Origin of the sequence: Mucilaginibacter aurantiaciroseus, from assembly GCF_024055595.1 — a bacterium.
Lineage (GTDB): Bacteria > Bacteroidota > Bacteroidia > Sphingobacteriales > Sphingobacteriaceae > Mucilaginibacter > Mucilaginibacter aurantiaciroseus.
Genome location: NZ_JAMXOF010000001.1, coordinates 878,812 through 905,198, shown reverse-complemented (window position 1 = coordinate 905,198; position 26,387 = coordinate 878,812). Strand labels below are relative to the sequence as shown.

Below are 26,387 nucleotides of genomic sequence, written 5' to 3'. Positions count from 1 at the left end.
CGCAGCTGTTATCGCTATAAAAACGTATTTTTGCAGTGGTTTACACATTGTTCATACTTAACCTCCCCGGCGCATGGATATCAATCATAATAAAGACCTCGGTACAAAACAAAAAGCGCTTGCCATAAACCTCGACCCTGCTATTTACGGTTCCTTTGCCGAAATTGGTGCAGGCCAGGATGTAGCAGCTAACTTTTTTAAGGCCGGTGCATCATCAGGCACCATCGCCAAAACCATGTCGGCTTATGATATGACCTTTTCTGATGCCATATACGGCACGCAACAGGTAAAGCGTTATGTAACAGAGCAAAGGCTTTTAGCCATGCTAGAGAAAGAGTATGATTTATTAATAGAACGCCTTGTAGAACAGCGCGGTCATAATACCACTTTTTTCGCCTTTTCTGACACATTTTCGGCCCTCAATTACTTTAAAACGAACGACGGCCACGGCTGGATGGGCGTGCGTTTCCAGCTAGAACCAAATGGCAAATATCAGGACGTACTATTGCACGTAAAACTCTTGGATAACAATAACAACCTACAGCAGCAGGCCGTGGGTGTATTGGGCGTTAACCTCATTTATGCTTGTTTTAACTATTATAAACAACCCCTTAGCTTTTTGCTCTCGTTGATGGATGACCTGTCGAAAGACCGCATCCAGGTAGATATGATCCATTTTGAGGGTCCTGAATTTACCAAGGTAGATAACCGTTTAATGAGCCTTTATTTGGTAAAATACGGATTCTCGGATGCAGCACTATTTGGCCCGAATGGTAAGAACAGGCAACCGAGTGAAGTGCTTTATAAAAAGCATATTGTGGTGGTTCGCGGGCGTTTCAGGCCGGTTATTAACGTGCATATAGATATGCTAAAAACCGGTGTAGAGCAGTTTTTAGATGAGCCGGATGTAGACAAGGATAGTGTTGTGGTAATCACCGAGCTTACCCTGCAATCCCTAAAGGAACGCGACGCTGATGAGAATGCCGACATTGATGAGAAAGATTTTCTTGACCGGGTGGATATCCTTTGCTCGCTTGGGCAAAATGTGTTGATCTCCAACTTCCACGAATATTATAAGCTGGTAGCTTATCTATCGAAAATTACCAAGCTAAAAATGGGTGTGGTATTGGGATATCCTAACTTGGAGTACATTTTTACGGAGGAACATTACCAGAACCTGCCAGGGGGTATTTTAGAGTCGTTCGCCACGCTGTTTAGCCGTAAGGTAAAGGTGTTTATATATCCTACCCTGCGCGATGGGCAGATCTGGAACAGCGAGAAATTTACCCTGCCCCCGCACCTAATAGACCTTTACCAATACCTGATAGCGAATAATAAGATAGAGGATATTAAAAACTATAACAAAAGCAACCTTAACCTGCAAACCGATAAAGTTTTACAATTGATAAAAGAGGGTGCCGATGGCTGGGAGCAATTTGTACCCGCCGAGGTTGCCGCGATAATTAAGGAAAGATGCTTATTTGGTTATGCCTGCGAAGTTAAAAGTGATAACACCGCTACCCCAAAAGCCGAATTATAGTCATAAAAAAAAACGGATGTTTCTCACCAAACAAGCGATCATCCCTTAACAACGAATTTATTGTGCAGTAAACTTAAAGCTGTGGATGACGACCTCGAAAGGTTTATCATCTGTTGGCGCCTGGCCTTTAAACAGCCAAAGATTTAAAAGCACCGGCATAGCCACACTGCTTATAGATACCGACGGGCTCTTGAACTCTTTACTCAAAAATAGATGATCCCTTGGCTCGTCGTTCAAATGGCCGTATAGGGTTTTAAATGTAACGCTATTAGCCGTACGGATGAACCTATGGGTTGTATAAGTACCATTGGGCGATGTAAACTCTGAGCTATAGCTGGTATGCCTTGGCGGGTCGCCGGCTTTTGGGTAAACCGTATAATTTAAGTTTGGATAAGCGCTATTACCCCAACGTGCAAACTCAATGTCTATCTCATCACGCGCATCGGTACCTGAGTAATTAAACAGACCCAGTACCAGGTTTTTATCAAACTTATCTACATCGGCATCAATTTGCCATTGGTAAGTGCCCATGCCAAAACCTTCGATACTGGCAACTTCGGCGCATTCCCAACGGCCATTAGTGGCATTCTTACTTATTTTTAAGTGTAACCATCCACTGCCATCAATCCATACGTTGTTGCCGCTCCAGTAATTTGGGCCGGGGCCGGTTGATTCTGTAGGTTCTTTTACATTCCAGGTATAGCCACTCCATTTAATTGTTTGGCCCTGTGCATTTGCATTATTATACACGGCGGTTGCCAATAAGGCAACCGCTAAAACAAATATTCTTTTCATTGTCGCTGCTATTTTATCCCGTTAAATAAGGCCAACATTAGCGAGTTGGCATCTTGCGTATCATAATCGCCTGCCCATACATAACCACCTTTAAAGCCATTATTTTTTATATAACCAGCCTTTAAGGTAACTAACTGCACACCGCTGTAGTAAACACCTTTTCCAGACTTATCGGTAAACTCTTTACCAAACGCGGTTGGGTCGGCAGCTAGGATAGCTTTGTAGGTCATGTAATCATATGACCCCCAGCTTTCGTTGTTACCCGCTCCGTTTAATGCGTTGTAACGTAACCCAAATGCAGGCACACCCAAAACCAGTTTGCTTGCAGGTAAGTGGAAGTTTGTCCATTTTTCAGCCCCCTCTTTCATAAAGGCCAGGCTTGACGACTGGCCAACCTGTGCATCGGGTCCTATGTGGATGTTATCCTCAAAAGTGTGCAGGTTAACCCATGTTGCAGCAGAAAGATCGGGATACTCCCAATGCTGGTAATTGGTGGTTACTGTAACAGTAATAATAGCCTTTGCCGGTAAAGCTGCCTTAAGCTGGGTAAGGAATGGGCCTATAGCATGGATATTATCCGGCGCGTTGCCCGAATTAATATCTGTCATCATGATATCCACACCGTCCATTTGTTTAGCGGCTACATAAGCCTTAACCAGGCCAACCAATTTGGTACGTTTTGCAGCGTCGCGGATGGCGGTACCAAAATCGTTGGTTTCGTAAATTGCCCAGCCATCAATGCCTGACAGCCTGCCGCTGATGCCCATAATAACCGGTACGCCTGCAATGTGCGCCCTTGCTACAATTTCCCTTGCTTTCTGGCCCGCTTCGCCCGGTGAAGTATCCAAGTCGCCTTCAGGAGATACTAACCCAATTTTGTAAGCAACGTGGGTAACGTTGTTGAAATTTACGTTGGCAGCGGTTGCATCCTGTGTAAGGTAGGTCATCGCAATTTTGGTGTATGGCTTAAATGTATAGGTTGATGGATTAACCAATACCTTGGTACTCCTAACACTCGAATCACCGTTGTAAGATACCTTTAGTTTGATCACAAACTCTCCGCCCCTTGCAGGGGCGAATGCAAATTTTTTATCTTTTGATACTTCCTTGCCATCAACCATCCAGCTTACATCAGCTTTGCCGGCAGGTGTAATTTCGATACCGTTGAATTTAGCGGTATCGCCTTCGTTGATGATCTGCGCGCCCGAAAAATCCCTCAAGATATCGAAGATCCTTGGCTGAAGCGGGTTGCCGGCTTCCTGTTCTTTGGCGATGTCTTTTTTACACCCGGTGCTTAATGCAACCATCATCACCAGCAGGAATAATATTTTTTTATAGACCTTTTTCATTTTCTTTTATGATTTAATATGTTGTATATCTTATTTTTTTGCTGACTTTATCTCGGCGTCAATAGTATTTAATAACAAGTTTGTACCAGCATCGTCCTGTAGCAGCTGCCATATCATAACACCACCTGCCTTTTGCAAAGCCAATGTGGTTTTACTTTTAATGGTTGGCATGCCATTGTAGTAAATGGTACCACCGGCAGATACGGTTACCTCGTCCTTACTTTCTGCTCCGGGATATTTTTTGATGATGTCTGAGAAAGCCATATCCTCGGGCACACCGTTACCGAAACCATAACCATAGAATGGTAAACCAAGACTTAACTTTTCTTTGGCTATGCCGCGGGTACCGCCCCAATAGTTAAGGTCATCAACCGCCATTGAGTACGGCGAATGCTGACCGGGTTTTTCGGGTTTCCATGGCCCTGTTTTATCGTACGACATAATGTTGATAAAGTTGAACTGTGCCAGTGCCTTGTTGGTGTACTGCGTTGCATAAACTGTTGCAATAGCCGTTGTAAGCAACTTGCCCTTAGGCGTCAATAGTGCCTTTAACTCTACCACAAAGGTTTCGTAATTGGCATCCACAAAGTGTCCTTCCAGGTCAACATCAATACCGTCCAGGTTGTACTGGTCGGTTAGTGATGCTAAGCTGCCTACCAGTTTTGCGCGACTATTTTTATCGGCTATCAGCGTAGTGTAATACTCCGGCGCAAGTCCGCCACCAATTGATGCCAAAATTTTTACGTTTTTTGCATGCGCGGCAGTAACCAGTTCTTTCAACCCGCTAAGCGTGCTAAAAGTGCCGTTTGTATCGGGGTTTATAAATGCGATATTCAAATGGGTTATCTTACTAAAATCAAATCGCATAGCCCGGCCATCAACCACATTATATTCGCGCAGGTAACCCACCACCCTAAACGAGGCGGCTGCCACCGGCGTTTTATCGCCATCCGTCTTCACCTCAGATCGCGCACTTTTTTTACAGCTACACATAAATACAACCAATAAAATAACACACCAAATATTACTTTTTATTATCTTCATCATCAATCTTTTATACTATTGTTTATCCCACCAAACGCGTGCGGTCCAGTCGTCAAGCCCGCCGGTTAGTTTGGCAATGGCTTTGTTAATGTTTGTAGCGTTCTGTTCAGTTTCGGTAAGCGGGTATTCAAACCTGCGTGGCGTGGTTGTAGTGGTTGATTCACCGGTAATTGCAGGTGCTAAAACCGGGAAGCCTGTGCGGCGCCAGTTTGAGTAAGCTTCGGGGCCGTTTAATAGTAAAGCGATCCAAAGTTGTGTATCAATCGCTTTTAACTCATTGCCCGGTGCAAGGGGGTTATCTGTTCTAAAGTTTTGGATCTGGGTGTAGGTAATTACCGGTCCGCCTTTAAACAGGGCCAATTGCTTCATGGCTGCAGCCACACCATTTTCGTAATGTGTTTTAGCACTTGCACCTAAATTCAGGTTCCAGCGTTGGTTTGCTTCAGCCAATAAAAGTTCGGTTTCGGCATAGGTAATGTGGAAATATGGTGCATCATTAGTGATCATCCAATTAGCTAATTGCACTTTTTGGCCATTATTTGGCACCTGCACAATGCGGCCACCACCAAGGTCAACATTCACAGCGCCCATAAAATCATCGTAGTTATATTTACCGGGGCCAACTCCTATAATACCAACACCAGCGGTTCTTAAAGCATCGCTTACGTCGAGCCTTTCCGAAGGTTTATCCGGGTTAACCCAATAATTACGTGCTATAGGCTTTAAACGCGGGTCGTTGGCATCACTCATCGCTTTTAACAAAGTTGAACAAATACGTGGGCGGCCCTCATCCGGGTATTGGTTAATAGCAACCGAGATCCCGTTACCGCGGATATCCGAATAGCTGTTTTGCACATCGGTGTGGTGGGTTATGCAATTATCATCGGCACTAATAAATACACCTGCTGCGTAAGCTGCCTGTACTTCCGCTTTTGCTTTGTCGGGGTCAACCTTGCTCAACCTCATGGCTAAACGCAGGTGTAACGAGTTTGCGAATTTTTTCCAGGCAACTATGTTACCCTGGTAATAAATATCTGCGGCTACGTTATCTTTTGATGCATCCAATTGTGCCGATGCTTCTTTCAGTTCTTTAAAGAAATCGTTGTAAATATCCTGCTGTGTATCAAACTCGGGTCGAATAATGCCGGAAATATAGGCCTTACCGGCCTGTTTGTAAGGGATGTCGCCATAAAGGTCTGTCATACGGGCAAAAATGTACACCTTCATAATACGGCACATGGCGTTCAGGTTGCTTTTAAGCGGGTCTTTTGCAGAACGCTCGGCAGCATCAACAATGTTCAACACATCGTTAGGGTAGCCAAGTTCCCAAAGCTCGGACATGTATTGTCGGTTCTTTACATATTCGAAACCGTAGCGGTTGTAATAAGCACCGCCAATTTGCTGCACCAATGGCATGGTCATGATGATGCTGCTACGTTCGTTAATGGTTAACTCGCCAGAGAAACGCAGTTGTGTTAACACCAACTGATTAATCGGGTCAAGATTGCTCGACTTGGTGGGGTCGGTATTTAAGCTGCCAAAATCTTCGAACTTTTTACAGGATATCGATAGCGTGGTAACCGCTAAAAGCACAATGGCTATTTTGTTTATATATCTTTTCATATCTATATGATTGTCAATAGTCTATATCTCTTGTTAGAATTTCACGTTTAAGTTAAAGCCCCAGCTTTTCCTTGATGGTAACGAGCCATACTCAAGGCCCTGGCCGTTACCATTGTTGTAGTTAGAATCCGGGTCAACATTGGGTACATTTTTATGTATGATGAACGGGTTACGACTAACCAGCGCTACCGACATATTTTTGATTCCCCATTTTGATGAAACTGCACTTGGGATATTATAGCTTACCGTGATCTCTCGCATTTTGATATAGCTTGCATCGTAAATAAACGGCGTAGCTACACCATTACCATCGCTGTAATAATTGGCCCAGTATATTGATGGATCAACAGCCTTGGTGTTTTTAGCATAAATAGGTTTACCTGCTCCATCAACGCCGGTTTGTACCACACCTTGTGGTACGTAGCCCCTAACATTACCGGCTGCTGTCCATTGCTCAATGCTCATACCGGCGGTTTGGCGTGCTTCTTCAGATGCTATCCACTCGGCCCTGCCCGGTAAGGTTACCAAACTTGCGCCGCGTATAACGTTGAACAAGTTAGTCATCGAGAACAGGCTTGCACCATGTTTAATATCCACTACGAAGCTTAAACCAAAGTTTTTATAAGAGAACTGACTGCTTAAACCGCCCGTCCAGCTCCAGGTACCTTTACCAAGCACCTCTCTGTCAACCGTTTGCATTGGCGCAAGGGTAACCGGATCGAGTATGGCATTGCCCTGAACGTTTTTTTGGCCGCCGTAACCTAATATAGCCCCATATGGGGTATTTGGCCTTGCAACAACAGATGTACCTAACCAGCGTGCGTCAGAAAGCGTAAGGTATGGGATACCCTCGGCAAGAGATTCTACATTGTTGATGTTGCGCGCAAAATTCACGTTAAAGTCCCAGCTAAAATCTTTGGTTACAATAGGCCTTGCGTTTAAGGTAACCTCAATTCCCTTATTAGCAATAACACCTGCATTTACCAGGCTTTGCGTAAAACCCGAGCTTAACGGGATATTAACGATATTGATCTGGTCCCTTGATTTTGAGGTGTAATAAGTAACATCCAAACCAATCCTGTCATTAAAAAACTTCAGGTCGGTACCCACTTCAAAAGAACGTGTACGGGTCGGTTTAAGGTCGTTACCAGGCGGTTTAATGGTTGTACCGATACCACCTATAGCCTGCCCGTTAAAGTTTTGAGGGTTAAGGGCATAAACTAAATTTAGCATATATGGATCAGTGCTGCTTGCAACCTCGGCACCCGATACCCGGATCTTGCCAAATGACAGTACTGATTTAGGAATATTGAATGCATCGGTAAATACAAAACTTGCTGATGCTGACGGATAGGTGTAAGCATTTTTACCGGCCGGCAGTGTTGATACTGCATCCCGGCGAACGGTTGCATCCAAGTATAAATAACCTTTGTATCCGGCTGTGAACAAACCATATACAGACCTGGTTTCCATTGCTCTTGGCGAGAGCTGGATGATGGTTTTATCAGAGAAGCTATTAGAACTTATTGCATCTGTTGCCACCATATTTATATAGTTACCTGTGTAGCCAGGTGCCGCACTACGTGACAAACTTGTACCCAACCTTGCAGATAAGTTTAAAGATCTGGTCACTTGTTTCTGAGCGGTTAGTAATATATCAGCCTCGGTAGTTTGTACCTTTTGGTTGGTAGTTTCTAACCTGCCGGTTAACGAGCCGGGGGTTGAACGCGGGCTGAATTTCTCGTAGTCGAAATAGGTGAAATCTGTAGAGGCGCGGCCCTGCAAATTCAACCAACTGGTAAAAACGTAGTTGGCCTGCAAACCACCTATCATGCGGTTCTTTTTGGTGCGGTTACTCATCTCGTTAATTACCCAGTATGGGTCCAGCCTGTATTGGCCTCCGCCCCACTCTACGTAATTACCTTCCACATCTTTATAGCCTGTTTTAAAGTAAGCCTGGTCAACGTTATTAGCCAGTCCAATAAAGTTGTTACCAATGTTACCCGGATCATCAGCCAATGACGGGCGGTTTTTAACATTCTCGTTCATGTACATTACCCTGGCTTCTACCGTAAGGTTTTTGCCGAATTTGGAGCTACCTGTAAAGTTGAATGTGTTACGGCGCATGTTGCTGCCCGGTACAATATCGTTGTTACGAAGATCTGAGATGGACAAGCGGAAGTTTCCTTTATCGCTTGAGTTTGATAACGCGATAGTATTGGTAAAAGTTGAACCCGTACGAAAGAAATCCTGGATATTATCCTTCACCAAAGCATAAGGGCGGTATATACCGTCGAACCCAATTACCTGTAAGTTTGGATCTAAACGTGGGCCAAAGTTATTGAACAGGGTGTTTTTTGCCTGTGCGGCATCTATCACCAATTGCTCTGAACTGCCCTGCCCGTAAATGAACTGGTTTCCATCTAAAGTGGTTAGTTGTTTTTCAAAAGAAGAGGTGCTGTTAAATTCGATACCCAATTCTTTACGAGTACCTCCACGTTTAGTAGTTATTAAAATAACACCGTTACCTGCGCGGCTACCGTAAAGTGCCGAAGCAGAAGGGCCTTTCAGCACGCTTATCTTATCTACATCATCTGGATTAATGGCAGATATGGCATCGCCAAAATCCTGGCCACCCGAATATTTGCCACCGCCCACCTGGCCGTAGTTAGAGTTATCTATCGGCACACCATCTACCACATATAATGGCTGGTTATTGCCAGTAATAGTTGTGTTACCACGAATAATAACCCTTGATGAACCTGCAGGGCCACCTGCTGTGCTGTTGATAACCAAACCGGCAACTTTACCCGCAAGCGAGTTCATCACATTGGTTTCGCGGGCTTTTTTCAGGTCGTTACCGTCTACCTCGGCAAAGGCATAACCCAAAGCGCGTTGTTCGCGTTTGATACCAAGGGCAGTTACAACTACCGTTTTTAATTCGGTGCTGCTAAGGCTTAGGTTAATGGTTACAAACTTTACGTTTTCGCTGGCTATAACAGATGATGTCTCAAAACCAAGCATTCTAAAGGTTATTACATCGCCGGCGTTAGCTTCTACAGCAAATTCACCCTGGTTATTGGTAACAGCCGATTTATCGTTCCTGGTGTTCACTACAGTTACCCCCGGCAAAGGTAGCTTGTCAGAATCCAACACTTTACCTTTAAGGATAAACGCTACTGTATTAGCATTGCTTTTAAACGCCTGTATCATTACCGTTTCGCCGGCAATTTTATACCTCACGTTTATCCTGCTTGCTAAAGCTTCGATAACATCGTTCAATTGCTTGTTGGTTACCTTAAGGCTGATCCTGCGTTTAAAGTCAACATCGGCAGGGTTGTATGAGAAATGAACTTTAGTGGCATCCTCAATTTGCTTAAACACTTTATCAACAGGCTGGTCTTGCCAGTTAAAAGAGTAAAACTCTGCTTTGGGTGCCGACTGGGCGTAAGCACTGGTACAAATAACCAGGAACACTGCCCCAAGCATCCTCAGCAACATTTTCGAAAAAAAACGTTTAGCGGGTAGTTTTTTTAGCATAGTTTTAAAATTTAGGTTGCGTTTATTTTAATTATAGTTTAGTTTTTAGAATACAAGTTTTACAGTGCTGCCATCGTGGTTATAAGTGAATTTGTTTACAAAGCCAATGGCATCAAGCACATCGGTTAGTTTTTTATTATTGAACTGACCGGTGAACATTATTTTCCCGGCTTCTTTCTCATCTGCTTTAATAACTACACCATAGGTATTAGCTATTTTTGCAGCTATATCTTTAAAATCGGCATTGGTAAATACAAGCCTGCTGTTTCTCCAGTTTTGGATCTCAACTTGGTCAAAGTCCGATTTGGTGAAGCTGTTATTCCCTTCCGCCAAAACAACCTGCTGTCCTGGTATCAGGACCTGATCGGCAATTTTTGATTGGGTTTGGGTTGCCTCAACCTTAACTTTACCTGTCGATAGCATTACACTCGCGGTTCTGGCATCACCGTAGCTGGTTACCTTAAATGATGTACCTAAAGCTGTGGTGGCTGTTTTGTTGGTTAACACCACAAAAGGGCGTGTTTTGTCTTTAGTAACTTCAAAAAATGCCTCGCCGGTTAAAAGCACATGGCGGTTTTCCGTATTATAATCGTTAGCTATTTTTAGCGAGCTCGATCCGTTAAGCGATACGGTTGAACCATCTGGCAAAACCACCACTTTGCGGTTGCTGAAGTTTGTTTGGGCTACCATATGATAATTATTATTGGTTACCTGGCTGTACAACACCGCGCCTGAAATGGGTGCATTATACCGATACAAACCATAACCTATTGCCAACACCAATAACGTAGCGGCAATAGCGATGCGTGGCATCCATAAACGGCGGATGTTGGTTATCTGTATGCTTTTTGTTTTAAGCTGCTCGGCCGCTATTGATGCCTTTAATTTGGTAAGGGCATCCTGTTTTTCTTCTTTACTTATTTTGATGCTCAGCAACAGGCAGAGTTCGCGGGCATCGGCAATTTTCTTTTTTAGAAGAGGTTGTGTTAAAATGATGTTTTCCCAGTGTGTTTTATCAGCTTCGTTAAGTTCGTAACAATAGTTAATAAAGCTTTCATCCGTTAAAAAATCCTCGATATTAAAATTTATGTAGTCCATTAAGTTGGTGTTTGTATACAAGTGCAATAGATTATTCTTTTTTACCAATACTTTTTAAAATTATTTACAAAGATTTTACATATCTTCATCATCAAATTAACAATGGGATGTTAAACCACTTTAGGGATCAGGTAGATGAACATTAAAACAGAACGGGTAAAAAAGAATTGGGGGTTGCTTGTGCAAGGCGATCAGCAAGGCTTGTATGCCTGTTTTGATATTTTTTATGACGACCTGTACCGCTTTGGCGTTTGCATGTATAAAAACCCCGAACTGGTTAAAGAGAGCATAAACAATCTGTTCATTGAGCTTTGGCGGATACAGGAGAAATTATCTACCGTACAAAACGTTCAGCAGTATGTGCTTACCATATATAAGCGTATCCTATATAAAACCTATAAGCAATACAGCCGCGATACTTTCACCTCTACCCTGGAAGAAGCCGACATAGAATCAGCCATAGCCGAGCAGCCCTACGAAAACATCCTGATAGCCAGCCAACAGGACGAAATCACCAAAAAACGCCTTCAAAAAGCCCTAAACCAACTTACGCCCCGCCAAATAGAGATTGTGCAGTTAAGATATTTTGACCAGGTAAGTTTCTGCGAGATTAGTGAGCGTACCGGCCTAACCGAAAGGACTATTTACAACACTTTACATAATGCTATCAAAGTATTAAGAGAGGTTTTTTTGCTGGGGATAATTGCAAAGCTGTTTAACTAAATATACTTTTTTTGATAAAAATGTATATTAAATTAGTGGATGCTATCATAATTAAAATATTTATAGCCATGCATTATTAAAATAAAAATAAATTATCTTTAGCTCACCAAGCATTTTTACAACAATTTCTTTTAAAGACTATTAGCCGAAGATATTTTTTAGGCAAGGGCGCTATGCTTGCAGGTGGCACCTACCCCGCAATAATGGCTTTATGCCTATTGCGCCCCGCCCTGCACATGCATTTAACTTACAAGGGTATGGCAATGGCAAACATATTATCATACTAGGTGCAGGTCTGGCAGGCATGACCAGCGCTTACGAGTTAACCAAATTAGGTTACCGCTGTAGACCCTGACACCAAAATTGCATCAGCAGTAAAAGTTAAAGAATTGACCACCCATGATGCCAAGAATTATGCTTTAACCAAGTTGGTATTGGTATCGGCACAAACTAATGGTAATAATATTAAGCTGAACAGCGAAGTATTGCAGGCCACACCATACCACCCCATGCTAACCAAACAGGGTAACCAAAAAATCGGTGAAGTAACTTTAGGGCAGGATGTACTTTGCCTTTACGAGCAAACCGGCAATTACGAAAGCTTTACCGTCCTATTAAAAACTGAGCAGGCCGGGGGCGCCCAAAAAAGTTTATAACATTGTGGCTGATGGCGGCAGCAGCATTATTATGAAAGGCGTTATGGTGATGCAGAAATAACCTTAATACTTTATAAAACAAAAAAAGGGCTTATTTTAGAAGCACTTTTTTTGTTGGCGGCGGTAACACATTCCGCGATTGCTTCGTTTATCTTATATATCCACATTGCCGATTTTTAAAAATCGGCAAATGATTTTTTAATGCAATTTGGTAAACTTGCCAAATATTCTACCATTTCTATACATGACCAAACAGGCACCTTCCATCTATAATTTACACTTCGCGCTGGTTTGTTTAAGTTCGCTGTTGTTTTCTGCAAGCTTTAATATGCTGATTCCCGAGTTACCCTCCTACCTAACCAGCCTTGGCGGTGGTGAGCATAAAGGGTTGATCATCGCACTATTTACGTTAACCGCGGGCATCTCCCGCCCATTTAGCGGTAGACTTACTGATACTGTTGGCCGTGTGCCCGTAATGGCGGTTGGTTCCATAGTTTGTTTTGTTTGCGGCTTTCTTTACCCGATATTAAGCACTGTTTCTGGCTTTCTATTTCTAAGATTACTGCACGGTTTTTCAACAGGCTTTAAACCGACCGCAACAGCAGCCTACGTTGCTGATATCATCCCGCGTGAACGTTGGGGCGAGGCATTAGGCCTGCATGGCATTTGCTTTAGTACAGGGCTTGCCATAGGGCCATTTATTGGCAGTACCATACGGTTATATTTTTCACTAAACTCATTATTCTATACTTCTTCATTTTTAGCGCTGATGTCCATTATCATTCTGATGAATATGAAGGAAACGCTTAAGGTAAAACAGAAGTTTAGCCTGTCTATATTAAAGATCTCCCGTAAGGATATCATAGCTGTAGAGGTTTTACCTGCAGCGATCGTAACGTTGCTATCCTATGTGGCTTATGGCGCCATACTAACCGTTATACCCGATTGGAGCGGCCACCTGGGTATTATGAATAAAGGTTTATTCTTTATGGTGTTTACCATTGCATCACTGCTAATCCGTTTTGGGGCCGGGAGGGTATCTGATAAATACGGCCGGGTTTCTGTTATTAAAACCGGGTTGGTTTTATTAGTAATTGCCCTCGTGGTTATCGGTTACCAAAAAACGGCTTTTGGCCTATTGGCGGGTGGTGTAATTTATGGCGTGGCTACCGGCATCTTGTCCCCCGCCCTAAACGCATGGACGGTTGATATGAGCAAACCGCAGCACCGCGGCAAGGCCATGGCAACTATGTATATTTCGCTGGAAGCAGGGATCGGTTTAGGCGCTTTGATCTCGGGCTGGTTTTACCAGGATGTGATTGGCATGGTTCCTTATATTTTATATGCTACGGCAGTGTTTACTGTTTTTGCCATCATTTACATGATGTTCCGTTCGCAAATACCCGAAAAGCACCGGGAAGACGTGCTGATGGAAACAGATATCTAAACAACCTCCACAAACCCGCATTTCCGAAAGTACGGTAGCCACAGGTAGGCATCGGCTAAAAGATCGGCAGGTGGTATATTTTGGTTAATACTTAAGGCAGATATCGCATCATATAAATTAGCATGGTTTTTACACTCCTGCAACAACAGGTATTGCATTTTAGAAATCTCGTCAAGTACTATTCTGTAATTTTTCCTGCTTATGGCCATAAAGGTTTTTTGCGGCGAGGGTAATTCATATTGCTCATCACGCAGTACGGCTTCAAAAAATTCCTTCATGGGCAGGTCCAGTTCCAGCAATTGAAGGCATCCGGGGATGCGAATGTTAAGTGTGGTGAAGAACATTTGATAAACATCATCCACATTAGTATCCAATATATCATCCTCGGTTCCTCTTGCACGCATGGCAACCTGTCGGGCACGTTCTACTCTGGCTAATGTTGCGGGGATGTCGTAAGCGCTGCTATCATCCCCCTCGGGTAATTGTGGTTTAGTTTTGTCTAAAAAGTCGGGAAACTTCTCGCCCAAATCATACAAAGTATAAGATGTTGACGGGTGATACATCAGGTAAGCCTTTGCGAAACTATCGAACAGTTCCTCGCCCATAAACTTCCTGCTGATGGAATAATCGGCATACATGCAATCCAGCAACCTCATCATATAGCCCGAGCTGTATACATTTAAACGCGCATGTACCGAAGCTATTTCGTTATCAGTTACTACGTCATGTTCGCTCAACTGATAAGTCTGGTTAGCAAAACCTATCTTTTGGTTAAGAAAGCCGGGCGCCATCACTACGGTGCGCAACCAGTTTTGCAGCAATGCGGTATCCTGTTTAACCATTTGATGCCTGCAACTGAAAATCTACCGGATTTGATACCGGCAAATGTGGTGAGCGATAAACCCCTTCCTGCGGGATATTCCCCTTTAAAACTTCTTTGGCCTTAAAAAGTTCCTCCAGCAATTCGGGATACTCGGGGATCTTTGCATCCCATTCTAATAGGGTGCTTACGCCCCCGGTTAAGTTATATGCCTGGTGGAATAGTTCCCAAACTTTTGATGGCACGGGTTGATCATGGGTGTCAATCAACAGGTCGCCGCAATCTGTAGGCCCGGCCAGATGCATCTGTACAATATGTTCGTGCGGCAGGCTATCGATGTACTTGGCAGCGTCAAAGCCGTGATTATGGGCTGATACAAAAACGTTGTTCACATCAAGTAATAAACCGCAACCGGTTTCTTTAGCCAAAGCTGACAGGAACTCCCACTCGGGCATCGTTGATGCCTTAAACTGCAGGTAGGTCGATGGGTTTTCTAATATAAGCGGTCGCTTTAAGTAATCCTGAATTTTTAAAACCCGTTCGGCCACATGATCAAGGCTTTCTTCGGTCATGGGCATGGGTAACAGGTCGTGCGTATTGGTGTAGGCAACGCCTGTCCAGCACAGGTGGTCAGAGATCCATTCGGGTTCTATCTTTTCGGCTAACTCTTTCAGCTTTTGCAGGTATGTATAATTAAGCGGGTCGGTACTGCCGACAGACAGCGAAACACCGTGCATTACCACCGGCACCTGCTTGCGCACATGCATTAACACATGGCTGGCAAAGCCAAAATCATCCATAAAATTCTCGCTGATGATCTCGAACCAATCTACCCCTGCCGGGTTGTTGAGCAGGTAATTGAAATGCTTATTTCGTAAACCCACGCCAAGGCCCAAATTTGGCAGGCCCAGGCGTGGTATAGTTTTAATACTCATGGCAATTGATTTTTTTAGAGTCTCATCCCAACCCTTCTCTAAAGGAGAAGGGTTTTATAAATTTCTAATCAAAGTCCTCTCCTTTGGAGAGGATTAGGTGAGGCTTTACGGTGGCAATTATTTTTTAGGTAGATGGCGGGAAAGCCAAACGCAGGTCGCTTGGTTTTGGCTTTTCGGGAATAGGTACGCCACGTTTTTTAAATACCGCAGCATAAGCGTTCCAGGCTACATCATAAACCAGGTCGCCTTGGGCGTAAACAACAATTGCAAACGGGGTTGGTTGGTATTTAGGCTTAGGGCCAAAATCATTCAACTGCATCTGATATTCGTTTGGTGCTGATAAAGATGGGTACATCTGCGAGGCCGACATAGGCACCGCGCATCCGCCTAAACTGCCACATGCGTTATCTGATGGCGGGCTGTACGGCGATACCTTTGAGCCCTTAGCTTTCAGGAAGGCATTATTCGTAGGTTGACCACAACCGCCGCCGCCACCTGTCGATTGTACAAAGCCACAACCGCCTTCGCCCTTGCACTCGTTTGAACCTTTACAGGCGTGAAACAGTTGCACAGGCGCACAACTTGCCGGGTCTTTTACAATATCCTCATCGAGGTTTAAGCCTTGGCAGGCGTGGTATAAATGTTCGTTGCGGTTCAATGGCGGGTAATCCTTAGAGGTTACGCCCAATGAGATATCAGGAACTTTGCCGAATACCGCCCAGCAGATAGATAACCTATCTCCGGAGCCTCCCATTGATGGGTAAGGAAACGCGGTTTTAGGGTTTTGGAAATAATCATTCAATACCCTGGTTACACCCGCGATGGCACCGGTTGAGGCACGGCTAAACAGGTCGAAGTTTTTACCGTCGGCATCGTTCAGCTTTAAACGGTTAAGCGCGCCGGCAACATCGCCAGATAATGGCAATTGCGGGTAAAGTGCAGGGTTATATGCCTTGGTTTGCAGCATTTCAGGTGTCCACTTGTTGCCTTTTGCATGCCATTGGTCCCAGGTTTCAATCTTACCGCTTCTAACCAGTTCTAACACGAAGGCAAATGTTTCATAGTGATCCATTTTGCCGAAATGGCCGCGTGCTTCTGCCTTGGCCGAGTCTACTTCCACACCGGTAGCATTGAACGACGGATATTTGGCACGTAATACAGGGCACTTAGGCTGAAACATATCCTGTACAACCGTTAGCGTTAAAGGCGCTTTTAAATTGCGGCTTTTGCTCACGCGCTGTAAGATCTCGTCGATAACGCCGCCGCCTTCGCCCTGGTCGGTAATGCCGTTTATCATGTTCAGCACATCATACAGCGCTTTTTCAAGATCGCCGGTATTGATACTGGTTGGCATGTATGGGTATTCGTCCTGGCTTGTTTGCGTTGCGTCAAGCCGGCCCGGGTTAAATACTTCTTTTTGAATAGCGTACTCCAGCTTCCTGTTATCGCCTCCCTTAGTTGATACCGCCTGCGATTTTGCAAGGCCTTTTTTGTAAACTATCTCCCAAAGCGTAATGCCATCAACGTATTCTATAGAAAGGTAGTTCCATAATTGCAGGTACATGTTACCTATCGAACCAAACATGGGTAATGGCTGGCCCTCTTTCCAATTATTGTATGGCGCTTTCTCTTCGTATTTATGTTTTTTGTCTTCGCGGATGTCAGCTAAAGCGGCTTTCTCTGTTTGCTCAATGGCAAGGAACAGGTTACACTGGTCTTTATCCATCGGGCCCAATTTCACTTTAATGTGGGTACTTTTAACAGTATCCTTAAAATCAAGAATGCCGGGCAGTACAGATGAATCGGGCGAGTAGCATTTCCAGGCGTAGGTTTTCTCGTCCTGTAAAGGTTCGCATGTAAACTTAGGGTCGTAGCCCACTACTTTTGCCAGGTTAGAGATAATTTGCAGATGGAGCATTTCAGCCACAAACACACTAAACACGGCGTTAAATGCCTGCTCATTCTCGCTTTGTGGTTTTGCTGCCGCAGCCATGCCCGGCCATTTGCGGCCTTCGTAAAAATTGCTGCCTTTGCTATTGATCTCGTGCATACCCTGTAGCGAGTAAAGCGAGGTCATGTACAGCGGAATGGTGAATAGTTCGACGTTTACAGCCGACTGCACCATTGCGTGCAGGGCTTTTTCGTCGATGTCCTTGTATGATATCGGCCGGTTTGCTAACCGGTTATCATCAGTAAACAAGAGCGTTGTTTTCATGATAAGGTTTTAATTTAAGTTTATGGGTTTAAGTTAATCTATTTTTCCTTGCGAAAGTTTTTTTAATGCGGCTATACCCGGTAAGAACAAATAAAGGCTGCCATCGGTACGGATAAAAAGTTCCAGGCCCTCTACCTTTTTGTATTGCGAGTTAGCATCCAGGTAATCAAATTCTTTATAAGCTTTTATAGTTTTATCTTTCGGCCCAAACAATGGGTCGAACCCACTGCTGTTTGGACTGGCATCCGGCTGGCGAAAACTGTTATGGATGATCCAGGTTTGCATAATAAACTGAAATTGTGAGGCCAGGTTAGAACAGATGAACAAGCCCACCAGGCCACGTTGGATATCAGGAGATTCGCCTTCTTCATAATCGATGCCGTAAGCTCCCGCCCTGCGCATTATCCTTCGGTTCGAAGCATAACTTGGTGTGCCGTCCGGGTTATCCTGATTACCTGTAACCATATTATCATCCCTTGGATTGGTACGGCGGATATGCGCTGCATATGGGCAAAGCTGCCCTAACGTATCATCTTTCTTATCTCCCTGCTGGTTGGCTGTTGCAGCTATATAATTAAAGTTGGTATAATCGAAATTTTTGAGTTTGGAATCAGGCCCTTCCGGCGATACCACCAATGGGGTGCCGTCAAACCATCGTCCGCACATTTTAGCTGCAACCAGTTCGGGCTTAACACCCGGAGTTTTATTAATAAATGTATTAAATGCTTTTACATCCTGATAAAGCAAACGAAAAGCAGCAAAACTCCCGTTTAAAATTAAAGGATGCGCCAAATAAGCAGGCACCAAAGCATTCTTATCATTGGTGTATTTTTTTTGAATAACAAACTCATACGGAGGCACAATAGGCCTGTCATCAACAGTGCTTACTCCCATAAGCAAGCGTTGTTTTTCGGTATTCCACGGCACTTTACTCAGCCTCGGTTGCGAAAAGCTATCCTTGTATCCAAAATGGATATAATTTAAACCGGTTAATAAAGGATTGGAATCTTTTGAGAACGCTAATACTAACGCCGGTGCATTATCTTTTAAGGGTATCATGCCCATTAATGTATGGTAGTACCCATTACGCTCCTCGTCGCTTTTGGTATAAATGGTAATTTGTATATGCAGATCAGAACCGTCCGTTTTTGGGTCTGCAGGTAGTGTCCATCCGCCCGACCGCTTCCACCAGTTTTCGGGCGCGCTATCACATATATCACCTACTCCAAGTGCATTGTTTACATTTGCAGCTCCACCATTATACAAGCTAAAAAGCGGGAAGCTGCGATTCCTGACTTTTTCGTAATCAGCGTCACTGGTTAACAACTTCAACCCAAAACTTGTTACACCTATATTAAGGCAGTATGGTGGTTTTTGGCCCTTGGGCCAGGGTTTGGCTGATGTGATGTTCAATGGCGAGCCACTATCGGGCAGTAGTTTCCCAATAAATTCGCGTGCACCATCAATATTATCAATTGTAAAAACAAGATACCGTATATATTCAAAATTATATCCGCGCAATATCAGCCCTTGTATATCATCCAACTGCAATGGCGGCGCTTCTTTATCGGCTACATCATTCAGATAAGCACTCATCGTTATTTTGTTTATATAAATGAAATATCCCCGCTTTCGCGGGGATCAGAATGATTAATTAGCAGGTAGGCGGCGGTGTAGATGGTTCATATTGAATATCTACTGCGGTAGAAGGCCATAATGCTTCAGCATTGGGGTAGTTTTGCAATATTTTACCTACAGTAAGGCCAGGGAAAGTTGCACCAAGCACATATTTATAATTGCTGTTGGCAGGTATTTTTGCCGCTGCAGGGACAGTTGGGTCGCCAAAGTTATAACGCATTAGCAGGCAGTTAAAAGCATCGGGGTTTGCGGCGACACCACCGTTATCTTTAATATACGCTGCAGACCTTGGGTCTTCAGGATCCATTATACCAGTTTCGTCCATTGCATTTACAATAGCGTTTAAACCAAAGGCAATAACGGGGTTGGTTACAAAAGAGGCGATGTAGGGTGCAAAATCGGCGTCGTAAATAGATAGCACTACAAGCATGTCTTTACCAGGCATAGTTTGGAAACTGGTAACCGGCAATGCAGGTAGTGGTTTTTGGCCATCTGCCAAGTGATAGATCATAAAATAATGCACACCAGTAGCCGCGCGCAGATCATTGCCGGCTTTAGCTTCGGCGTTAAGGGTTGCAACGGCTTTGGCTACAGTTTCATTTGTTTTCTTTTTCAGAGGCAAAAAAAGCAAAAGCATGTGCTGCTCTTCTGCTGCCGGGATACTCTTAATAGGGTCCATTGTGATATTGGGTTTAGGTTGTTTTTATACCTACTCTATTACAGGCTTTTCGGTATCCGCCATTTGTGAGATCAGTAATCAAAATGCGTTTACACTTATCCTATCCCAAATACTGCGAAATTTTACAGCAATAGATGTTTTGTGAATGACATCGGCTTAAATTATTCCTAAAAGCGATAATACACATAACAAATGTCAATTATAATTTAGATTACTCATAGGGTTAAATCAGCTTTTTTCAACCTTTGTTTAAGTGGAAAAAAGGCAAAGCATTAATTTGTATATCATATTATAAATAATCACTTTCGGTAAACCTTAAATCTGAACTATATGACATTCAAAAAAACCTTATTACTATTATCAGCAACAGCGGTAATATTCAGCGCATGCGAAAACCAGCACGCCAAAGACGAATCAAAGGCCGAAGCACCTAAATTAACAGCGCAGCAAGTTATTGATACTGATAGCCTGAGCTATGAACGCGCTAAGCAATACGTTAAAAATTATGAAAAACATGCAGGAACTGTTGACTCAAATTACAGCGAATCGAATTTTGCCAAAACCAAAAAGAAACCAAACACCCGTTGTATTTGGTTTAGTGCAGACAGGATATTAGCCCTTGCCCAAAAAATTAAAGACGAGGGCGGCGATGGTATCCGTTTTTACCTGGCCAGTTATGATACCGTTTACGCATCTAAATTTAATGGCCGTAAACCACCAAGAGATTATTGGGGGTATAATACTTTGGTAATGGTGTCTACAAAAGACAGCGTAAACAAAGTTGACGAGCATTTCCACCGCGATTATTACACTAACGGAAAAGTAACACCAAGTAAACCTGCAACCGGTTTTATATTAGGCGGCGTGCCTGAGAACCGTGGTGAGATCTGCCCTCCACCAAAAACTTGTAATACAGTAGGCGCTACGCTTATCCCATAATACTTTAGAATGATATTTTTTAGCGTTAGTACGGTATCAGAATTTATATGCTTCCTGGTTGCGTTGCTTTGTTTGTATAAAGACAAAGACGTAGCCTGGAAGCTATTTATCCCATTTTTATTACTAACCTGTGTAGTTGAAATTATAGGGATCTATGTTCGCGAATTTGTACGTATCCCCAATTACGCTATTTACAATTTTTACATACTATTTGAATGTGTTTTTACCAGCTATTTCTTTTTTTACTTATACAAGTCATATCTGTATAAATTAAAATGGCTGTTGGTGTGGTTCGCATTATTCGTTGCAATGTATATTGCCGAATTGGTGTACAACAAATTCGGCAATTTTGTATCAGTGACAGCGTCGGTTATGTCTGTAGTGTTTGTACTGGCCAGTTTATATTTTTACTATGTAAAATTAAAAGACGAACATTTTGAGCCCTTGGTGTATTCGGCCCCATTTTGGTGGGTTAGCGGTACACTTTTCTTCTACTTTGGCAGCACGGTATGCAATAACTTTTCAAAATACCTGGCCATGTACGAGATTATTGCGTACAAATATTCTGTCAGGTACCTGATTTTTAATTTATTAAACATTATCATGTACATTTTCTGGTCATACGCTTTTATATGCAGATATCGTCAAAGGAAATCATTTCCCTTATAGGGCTTACGTCAATTATATTTTTAATTGCGCCTTTGTTCCTTATCCTGTATGTATTATCATATAACCGCAGGAAAAAGAAATACCAGGAGGAAACCGTTATGCTACAAAAAAACTTTGACACCGAACTTTTAAAAACTCAGATGGAAGTACAGGAGCAAACCCTTAAAACGGTTGCTTATGACCTGCACGACAATATTGGCCAACTTCTTAGCCTTACCACCATCACCCTAAGCTCGATAAACCTCAACGATAACAAGAACACTGCCGAGAAGATAGCCTTGGTTGAAGACCTTACCATGCGATCCATAAAAGAGGTTAAAGCGCTCTCGCGCCTGCTGCATGGCGAAGAGATCATAAGCCGGGGATTAAAGGCTGCCATTGAATTTGAGCTGGAATGGTTAAAGCGTTCCGATAAATTCCAGGTAAGCTTTACACACAACAACGTACCTTTTAATGGTGATAGCGCACAGGAAACCATATTGTTCAGACTGTTTCAGGAGATCATAAATAATATTATCCAACACGCTAAAGCAACAGTAATTAACATTAATTTACAGGGAGACGTAGAAAACTATAAAATGATTATCAGCGATAACGGTGTGGGATTTGATGTGAAAAAGATATTTGCGCGCAAAGCAGGTATGGGCCTGCACAATATTATTAAACGAAGCAATATGATAAATGGCAATGCCGCTATTATATCCACCCCGGTGAACGGGACTACCGTAACTATAAACCTACCATATAAATAACCATGCAAACCGAGAAAATAAACATTGCCATAGTTGATGACCATACCCTTTTTCGCCAGGGGCTGGCGCATTTGTTAACCGAATCTAACGAGATAAACGTTTTGTTTGATGCTGATAACGGTTCCGATATGATCAAAAAGCTTTGTGGCGAAGTACTGCCTGAAGTTATACTTATGGACATTACCATGCCGGTTATGGATGGGTACGAAACTACTAAATGGTTAAAGGAAAATCACCCGAGGATAAATGTACTGGCGTTAAGCATGTTTGAGGAGGATAAACCCATTATTAGGATGCTTAAAAGTGGTGCAGGCGGATATATGCTAAAGCAATCAAAGGCTGCCGACCTGGTGAGCGCTATTAAAGGGATAGCTTCTCAATCTTTTTATATAAACGAATTGGTTTCAGGCAAGTTACTGCGTAACATTCAGAACAATCAGCCTGTAAAAAACGCGCCGATTGGTTTAAACCCTAACGAATTAAAGTTTTTGGAACTATGCTGTTCGGATCTTACCTACAAACAAATTGCAGATATGATGCACTTAAGCCCGCACACTATTGACAATTACCGTGAGGCCCTGTTCCAGAAATTTGAGGTAAAATCAAGAACAGGACTGGTAATATCGGCCCTTAAGAACGAGCTTATAAAGATTTAATTAAGATGCTGTTACTACTGTTTCAGCTTTTTTAGCTGCCGGTGTAGTTTTCGCTTTTGCAGCTGCTATAGGCTTTCCTGTCTTAGTGGCTTCTGGTGCTTTTGGCTCCTCAGCTTTAACCAAAGTGGTGGTGTCTATTTTGATATCTTTAGCAAATTTCTTAGCCAGTTTTTTGGTTTCTTTCTCAATTTTCTTATCTAATTTTTTTGATGCTACGCCAAACTTGGCTGTTGCTTCTTTTAACTGGGCAACAAGGGTTTGATGTAAAGATTTTTGAGCGATTTTTTTTGCTTCTTTAACAAGTGGTTTAAGTTTATTTTTCATGTATTTATTTGGTAATATGTGCAAAAGTAGGTTACACCAAGGTTAATTCAATATTATCATTATGTTAAGTATTCGCAAGATACTTAACATTGCATATTATAACAAGTTTTAGTTTTTGTCCTTTTGTTCCAGATCGGTAATAAATGCGGTTATTTTCTGAAACTCGAGTTCCTTATATGCAATCACCAATTTGGCTTCACTCTTTTCTTTCTCCTGGTTTTTAAATATGAGTTCTTTATTGGCCGCGCGTAGTTAGGCAGCCATGATATTGGGCATTAGTATCTAATAAATATGATAGCAAGCATATGGGAAACCAGCCGGGAATATTTGAAAATACGATATAAAGTTATATAAATAGCCCATTATCGAATAATAATATATTTAATAACTGTTAAAGTTGTAAAATCAACTGTAACAATATGTATAATTAAACTTAAAAAAATATTATTTATTTCCTCAGCGTTAATTTATACAAAACGGCATCCGTCCCATTCAGCTTAATTTGGAGATCACCTATTATAGCTATCGCATTATCCTGTAATATTTCTTTAACATCTGTTACTTTAGATAGGTCGATGCCTAATCGTTGAGCTGATACATCAAACACTTAGGCCTGTTTATCATAATTAAACACTGCAGGATAGAAACTGCTTTCTATTTGTTTGGTAAAAAGCGCCGAAGCGCCTGTGCCTGTATTTCTTTCAAAAAGGCGGAATGATTTGCCAATTTTTACCAGTTTGATCAATTCGGGATTTTGATAGTATTTTTTTATCCGTGCTAACCATTGCCCGTTTTTAGAAAGATCATCACCCGAGATCCATGTACCAGTAACCAGGACATACCAGTGCAGGCCACTTTCAACTGCAATTTTGCCATGGTACTCATATAACCCCGTTAAATTAAACTCCTTTGCAAAACCACTACCTGCAAATAAATTTTGCTAATGTTGATGCTATTCCCGCAAATTTTTCATGATATTTTACTTTTAGTTAATGATTTGTTTGTCATTCATTAACCAAAAGTACCCGCGGCAAATACATCAATTTTAACCGATGAGTAACCAACAAGTGTAAAACGAGCGAATAACCACTTTAACCAATTGAACGGTTAATTTACTTACAAGCAATCTATCAAACCTCGCTTTAGTTAAATAAAAAAAACGTTTATCTTTATATATAACAATATATAGTTAACAGTAATTGTGTATTAATACCTTGCAATAAAAATGAAAAAAAGCTATTTTTACCCTATAAAAATCGTAAACTTTAGCACATTTTTGTTTCAATAAAACATAAGGCAGTGATAAGTAATAATAAATTGTAGGATGCGCCAACGTTTGGAACAAAAAAATATTGCGAACAAATTAAATAATTTATATTTACAGGATAATTAACAAAAATATTAAACCTAAACCTTATCACTTTCAGACTATGGAACCTTTATTGGGAGAAATTAAAATATTTGCAGGAAGCTTCGCACCTAATGGCTGGTTTACCTGCGAAGGGCAACGTTTACTTATTAACGAATATCAGGCTTTATTTAGCATACTGGACACAAATTATGGCGGGGATGGCGTCACTTACTTTCAATTACCCGATTTACGCAGTGCCTTCCCAACCCAGGTTACTAATGTAAGAGGGGGCCTTAATACTCCGTACACTTTAGGTCAAATTGGTGGTCAGCAAAACGTTATTTTAACTGCACAACAAATGCCGGTGCATACGCACACAATAAACGCGGTATCTGCCGATGGCACAGTTTTACAACCAACAAACGCATTCCCGGCTACTAGCCCCGGCGATCCAGTGAGCGGATCTGGTGTTAACGTTTATTCACAGGCAACACCAGATGTTACCATGAACCCAAATACCGTTGCAATCGCAGGTGGCAGCCAACCTGTTAATATAACGCCACCGTTTCTTGCTATGCAATATATTATTGCCTGGAGTGGTGTGTATCCGTCAAGACCGTAACGTTAAATGAATACAGATCTATTGGATTTTAGTACTTGCCGATGAAAATTGGTATCGTATCAAATTCAAAAATATGCATACCCCTGCTTTTGTACTTAAGCAGTATTAAAGCAGGGGTTATGTTATACTTTGGCAAATCAGAGCATGCAGATATTAGCGTGAACGAACTTACCGGCTTTTGCATGATGAACAATATACAGTTTTATGCAGAAAGTGAAAAAATAGAGCTGTACAACTGGCGGCAAATGAACGAACCGGATGTAATCTTCATTATCGGGTACGCTCATAAAATTTCAGTTGAAGAACTAAGCGGTGTGCCAAAAGGAATATTTAACATACACTTTGGCCAGCTGCCGCAATACAGGGGGCCATCGCCGGTTTTCTGGCAATTAAAAAATGACGAAGTGCAATTGGGCCTTGCTATACATCAGTTAACCAACAAGCTGGATAGAGGCGCGGTTGTTTGGGAAAAAACTATAAAGAACGAGGAACATCATACTTACAACTATATAAACCAAGCGTTTAGCCAGCTGCAGGTACAGGGTGTGTCGCAAATACTTACCAAACTTAACAGCAAGCAAACGCTAACTTATAAGATACAAGCCGAAACCGAAGCCCGGTATTACAAAAGGCCCCAACTGGCAGATGTGATAATAAACTGGGACACAATGGAAGCGAAAGAGATACTCGCCCTTATAAAAGCTTGCACATCGTGGAATAACGGAGCAAGCACTTTAATAAACGGGCACGAACTAAAAATATTAGATGCCGAAAACGCTTCATTAGAAGCTAATAATAAATCCGGCACTATCAACATAGCAAATAACAAGTTTAATGTGGCCTGCATAAATAAGCAGGTATTAAGCATAAACTTTTTTTATATCAACAACACTTGTATCCCGGCCCGGCATGCAGGTTTTTATGGTTTAAAAAACGGGCAAACCTTTATTAGTAAAATATAACGGCATCGCC

The 26,387-nt window shown here is 42.4% G+C and carries 22 protein-coding genes; 9 read left to right on the top strand and 13 right to left on the bottom strand.

What is annotated here, in order from left to right; genetic code table 11:
• Positions 1–73: 73 nt before the first annotated feature.
• Entirely contained in the window at positions 74–1,540 is a 1,467-nt protein-coding gene (locus NAF17_RS04180) for a TonB-dependent receptor (RefSeq protein ID WP_252756722.1), read from the top strand.
• A gap of 57 nt (positions 1,541–1,597) precedes the next feature.
• On the opposite strand, the gene NAF17_RS04175 is transcribed toward NAF17_RS04180, so the two are convergent.
• From NAF17_RS04175 to NAF17_RS04150, 6 genes are all read right to left on the bottom strand, one after another.
• Complete coding sequence (locus tag NAF17_RS04175; protein ID WP_252756721.1) at positions 1,598–2,335, bottom strand: glycoside hydrolase family 16 protein; 738 nt, start codon at positions 2,333–2,335, stop codon at positions 1,598–1,600.
• Positions 2,336–2,343: 8 nt separating this feature from the next.
• On the bottom strand, positions 2,344–3,684 hold the full coding sequence (locus NAF17_RS04170) for a glycoside hydrolase family 18 protein (protein WP_252756720.1): 1,341 nt from the start codon (positions 3,682–3,684) through the stop codon (positions 2,344–2,346).
• Positions 3,685–3,714: 30 nt separating this feature from the next.
• On the bottom strand, positions 3,715–4,677 hold the full coding sequence (locus NAF17_RS04165) for a glycosyl hydrolase family 18 protein (RefSeq protein ID WP_252756719.1): 963 nt from the start codon (positions 4,675–4,677) through the stop codon (positions 3,715–3,717).
• 66 nt (positions 4,678–4,743) lie between these two features.
• Entirely contained in the window at positions 4,744–6,351 is a 1,608-nt protein-coding gene (locus NAF17_RS04160; RefSeq protein ID WP_252756718.1) for a SusD/RagB family nutrient-binding outer membrane lipoprotein, read from the bottom strand.
• A gap of 33 nt (positions 6,352–6,384) precedes the next feature.
• Positions 6,385–9,891 carry a SusC/RagA family TonB-linked outer membrane protein gene (locus NAF17_RS04155; RefSeq protein ID WP_252756717.1) on the bottom strand — a complete coding sequence of 1,169 codons (3,507 nt, stop codon included), beginning with the start codon at positions 9,889–9,891 and terminating at the stop codon, positions 6,385–6,387.
• Between the two features lie 45 nt (positions 9,892–9,936).
• Positions 9,937–10,989 (bottom strand): FecR family protein, encoded by a 1,053-nt coding sequence (locus tag NAF17_RS04150; RefSeq protein WP_252756716.1) that lies wholly within the window; start codon positions 10,987–10,989, stop codon positions 9,937–9,939.
• Positions 10,990–11,124: 135 nt separating this feature from the next.
• Here NAF17_RS04150 and NAF17_RS04145 point away from each other — a divergent pair, with 135 nt between their 5' ends.
• From NAF17_RS04145 to NAF17_RS04135, 3 genes are all read left to right on the top strand, one after another.
• Positions 11,125–11,712 (top strand): RNA polymerase sigma factor, encoded by a 588-nt coding sequence (locus tag NAF17_RS04145; protein WP_252756715.1) that lies wholly within the window; start codon positions 11,125–11,127, stop codon positions 11,710–11,712.
• A gap of 389 nt (positions 11,713–12,101) precedes the next feature.
• Positions 12,102–12,368: a hypothetical protein gene (locus tag NAF17_RS04140; protein WP_252756714.1), complete on the top strand. Its 267-nt coding sequence runs from the start codon at positions 12,102–12,104 to the stop codon at positions 12,366–12,368.
• Positions 12,369–12,612: 244 nt separating this feature from the next.
• Positions 12,613–13,815, top strand: coding sequence for an MFS transporter (locus tag NAF17_RS04135; protein WP_252756713.1), 1,203 nt, complete (start codon positions 12,613–12,615; stop codon positions 13,813–13,815).
• Here the strand turns inward: NAF17_RS04135 and NAF17_RS04130 are convergent.
• From NAF17_RS04130 to NAF17_RS04110, 5 genes are all read right to left on the bottom strand, one after another.
• Positions 13,812–14,657 (bottom strand): HvfC/BufC N-terminal domain-containing protein, encoded by an 846-nt coding sequence (locus tag NAF17_RS04130; RefSeq protein WP_252756712.1) that lies wholly within the window; start codon positions 14,655–14,657, stop codon positions 13,812–13,814. The genes NAF17_RS04135 and NAF17_RS04130 overlap by 4 nt on opposite strands.
• Positions 14,650–15,570: an MNIO family bufferin maturase gene (bufB, locus tag NAF17_RS04125; RefSeq protein ID WP_252756711.1), complete on the bottom strand. Its 921-nt coding sequence runs from the start codon at positions 15,568–15,570 to the stop codon at positions 14,650–14,652. Before bufB ends, NAF17_RS04130 begins: the two co-directional genes overlap by 8 nt.
• Before the next feature lie 124 nt (positions 15,571–15,694).
• Entirely contained in the window at positions 15,695–17,785 is a 2,091-nt protein-coding gene (locus NAF17_RS04120; RefSeq protein ID WP_252756710.1) for a ferritin-like domain-containing protein, read from the bottom strand.
• Between the two features lie 33 nt (positions 17,786–17,818).
• On the bottom strand, positions 17,819–19,381 hold the full coding sequence (locus NAF17_RS04115) for a Dyp-type peroxidase (protein ID WP_252756709.1): 1,563 nt from the start codon (positions 19,379–19,381) through the stop codon (positions 17,819–17,821).
• A gap of 58 nt (positions 19,382–19,439) precedes the next feature.
• Positions 19,440–20,102 carry a hypothetical protein gene (locus tag NAF17_RS04110; RefSeq protein ID WP_252756708.1) on the bottom strand — a complete coding sequence of 221 codons (663 nt, stop codon included), beginning with the start codon at positions 20,100–20,102 and terminating at the stop codon, positions 19,440–19,442.
• 330 nt (positions 20,103–20,432) lie between these two features.
• Here NAF17_RS04110 and NAF17_RS04105 point away from each other — a divergent pair, with 330 nt between their 5' ends.
• The 3 genes from NAF17_RS04105 to NAF17_RS04095 all read left to right on the top strand — a co-directional run bounded on the left by NAF17_RS04105 (position 20,433) and on the right by NAF17_RS04095 (position 23,118).
• Positions 20,433–21,041, top strand: a complete 609-nt coding sequence (locus NAF17_RS04105; RefSeq protein WP_252756707.1) for a hypothetical protein — start codon at positions 20,433–20,435, stop codon at positions 21,039–21,041.
• A gap of 632 nt (positions 21,042–21,673) precedes the next feature.
• The gene (locus NAF17_RS04100) at positions 21,674–22,462 is read left to right on the top strand and encodes a sensor histidine kinase (RefSeq protein ID WP_252756706.1); all 789 of its coding nucleotides are present in this window, start codon (positions 21,674–21,676) and stop codon (positions 22,460–22,462) included.
• A gap of 2 nt (positions 22,463–22,464) precedes the next feature.
• Positions 22,465–23,118, top strand: coding sequence for a response regulator transcription factor (locus NAF17_RS04095; RefSeq protein WP_252756705.1), 654 nt, complete (start codon positions 22,465–22,467; stop codon positions 23,116–23,118).
• Here NAF17_RS04095 and NAF17_RS04090 read toward each other — a convergent pair whose 3' ends face one another.
• Both NAF17_RS04090 and NAF17_RS04085 read right to left on the bottom strand, forming a co-directional pair.
• On the bottom strand, positions 23,119–23,442 hold the full coding sequence (locus NAF17_RS04090; protein ID WP_252756704.1) for a hypothetical protein: 324 nt from the start codon (positions 23,440–23,442) through the stop codon (positions 23,119–23,121).
• Positions 23,443–24,049: 607 nt separating this feature from the next.
• Positions 24,050–24,187 (bottom strand): hypothetical protein, encoded by a 138-nt coding sequence (locus tag NAF17_RS04085; RefSeq protein WP_252756703.1) that lies wholly within the window; start codon positions 24,185–24,187, stop codon positions 24,050–24,052.
• A gap of 685 nt (positions 24,188–24,872) precedes the next feature.
• Between NAF17_RS04085 and NAF17_RS04080 the strand changes: the two genes are divergently transcribed.
• A complete protein-coding gene (locus NAF17_RS04080) occupies positions 24,873–25,415 on the top strand; it encodes a phage tail protein (protein WP_252756702.1) in 543 nt (180 codons plus the stop codon).
• A gap of 119 nt (positions 25,416–25,534) precedes the next feature.
• Positions 25,535–26,377, top strand: coding sequence for a formyltransferase family protein (locus NAF17_RS04075; protein WP_252756701.1), 843 nt, complete (start codon positions 25,535–25,537; stop codon positions 26,375–26,377).
• Positions 26,378–26,387: the final 10 nt, after the last annotated feature.

Bases quoted from the DNA above. Each gene is read 5' to 3' on its own strand.
- NAF17_RS04120 (WP_252756710.1), bottom strand. From the start codon at position 17,785: ATGAAAACAACGCTCTTGTTTACTGATGATAACCGGTTAGCAAACCGG.
- NAF17_RS04180 (WP_252756722.1), top strand. From the start codon at position 74: ATGGATATCAATCATAATAAAGACCTCGGTACAAAACAAAAAGCGCTT.
- NAF17_RS04135 (WP_252756713.1), top strand. From the start codon at position 12,613: ATGACCAAACAGGCACCTTCCATCTATAATTTACACTTCGCGCTGGTT.
- NAF17_RS04160 (WP_252756718.1), bottom strand. From the start codon at position 6,351: ATGAAAAGATATATAAACAAAATAGCCATTGTGCTTTTAGCGGTTACC.
- NAF17_RS04145 (WP_252756715.1), top strand. From the start codon at position 11,125: ATGAACATTAAAACAGAACGGGTAAAAAAGAATTGGGGGTTGCTTGTG.
- NAF17_RS04130 (WP_252756712.1), bottom strand. From the start codon at position 14,657: ATGGTTAAACAGGATACCGCATTGCTGCAAAACTGGTTGCGCACCGTA.
- bufB (WP_252756711.1), bottom strand. From the start codon at position 15,570: ATGAGTATTAAAACTATACCACGCCTGGGCCTGCCAAATTTGGGCCTT.
- NAF17_RS04090 (WP_252756704.1), bottom strand. From the start codon at position 23,442: ATGAAAAATAAACTTAAACCACTTGTTAAAGAAGCAAAAAAAATCGCT.
- NAF17_RS04165 (WP_252756719.1), bottom strand. From the start codon at position 4,677: ATGTGTAGCTGTAAAAAAAGTGCGCGATCTGAGGTGAAGACGGATGGC.
- NAF17_RS04110 (WP_252756708.1), bottom strand. From the start codon at position 20,102: ATGGACCCTATTAAGAGTATCCCGGCAGCAGAAGAGCAGCACATGCTT.
- NAF17_RS04100 (WP_252756706.1), top strand. From the start codon at position 21,674: ATGCAGATATCGTCAAAGGAAATCATTTCCCTTATAGGGCTTACGTCA.
- NAF17_RS04175 (WP_252756721.1), bottom strand. From the start codon at position 2,335: ATGAAAAGAATATTTGTTTTAGCGGTTGCCTTATTGGCAACCGCCGTG.
- NAF17_RS04170 (WP_252756720.1), bottom strand. From the start codon at position 3,684: ATGAAAAAGGTCTATAAAAAAATATTATTCCTGCTGGTGATGATGGTT.
- NAF17_RS04155 (WP_252756717.1), bottom strand. From the start codon at position 9,891: ATGCTAAAAAAACTACCCGCTAAACGTTTTTTTTCGAAAATGTTGCTG.
- NAF17_RS04150 (WP_252756716.1), bottom strand. From the start codon at position 10,989: ATGGACTACATAAATTTTAATATCGAGGATTTTTTAACGGATGAAAGC.
- NAF17_RS04105 (WP_252756707.1), top strand. From the start codon at position 20,433: ATGACATTCAAAAAAACCTTATTACTATTATCAGCAACAGCGGTAATA.
- NAF17_RS04075 (WP_252756701.1), top strand. From the start codon at position 25,535: ATGTTATACTTTGGCAAATCAGAGCATGCAGATATTAGCGTGAACGAA.
- NAF17_RS04095 (WP_252756705.1), top strand. From the start codon at position 22,465: ATGCAAACCGAGAAAATAAACATTGCCATAGTTGATGACCATACCCTT.
- NAF17_RS04115 (WP_252756709.1), bottom strand. From the start codon at position 19,381: ATGAGTGCTTATCTGAATGATGTAGCCGATAAAGAAGCGCCGCCATTG.
- NAF17_RS04080 (WP_252756702.1), top strand. From the start codon at position 24,873: ATGGAACCTTTATTGGGAGAAATTAAAATATTTGCAGGAAGCTTCGCA.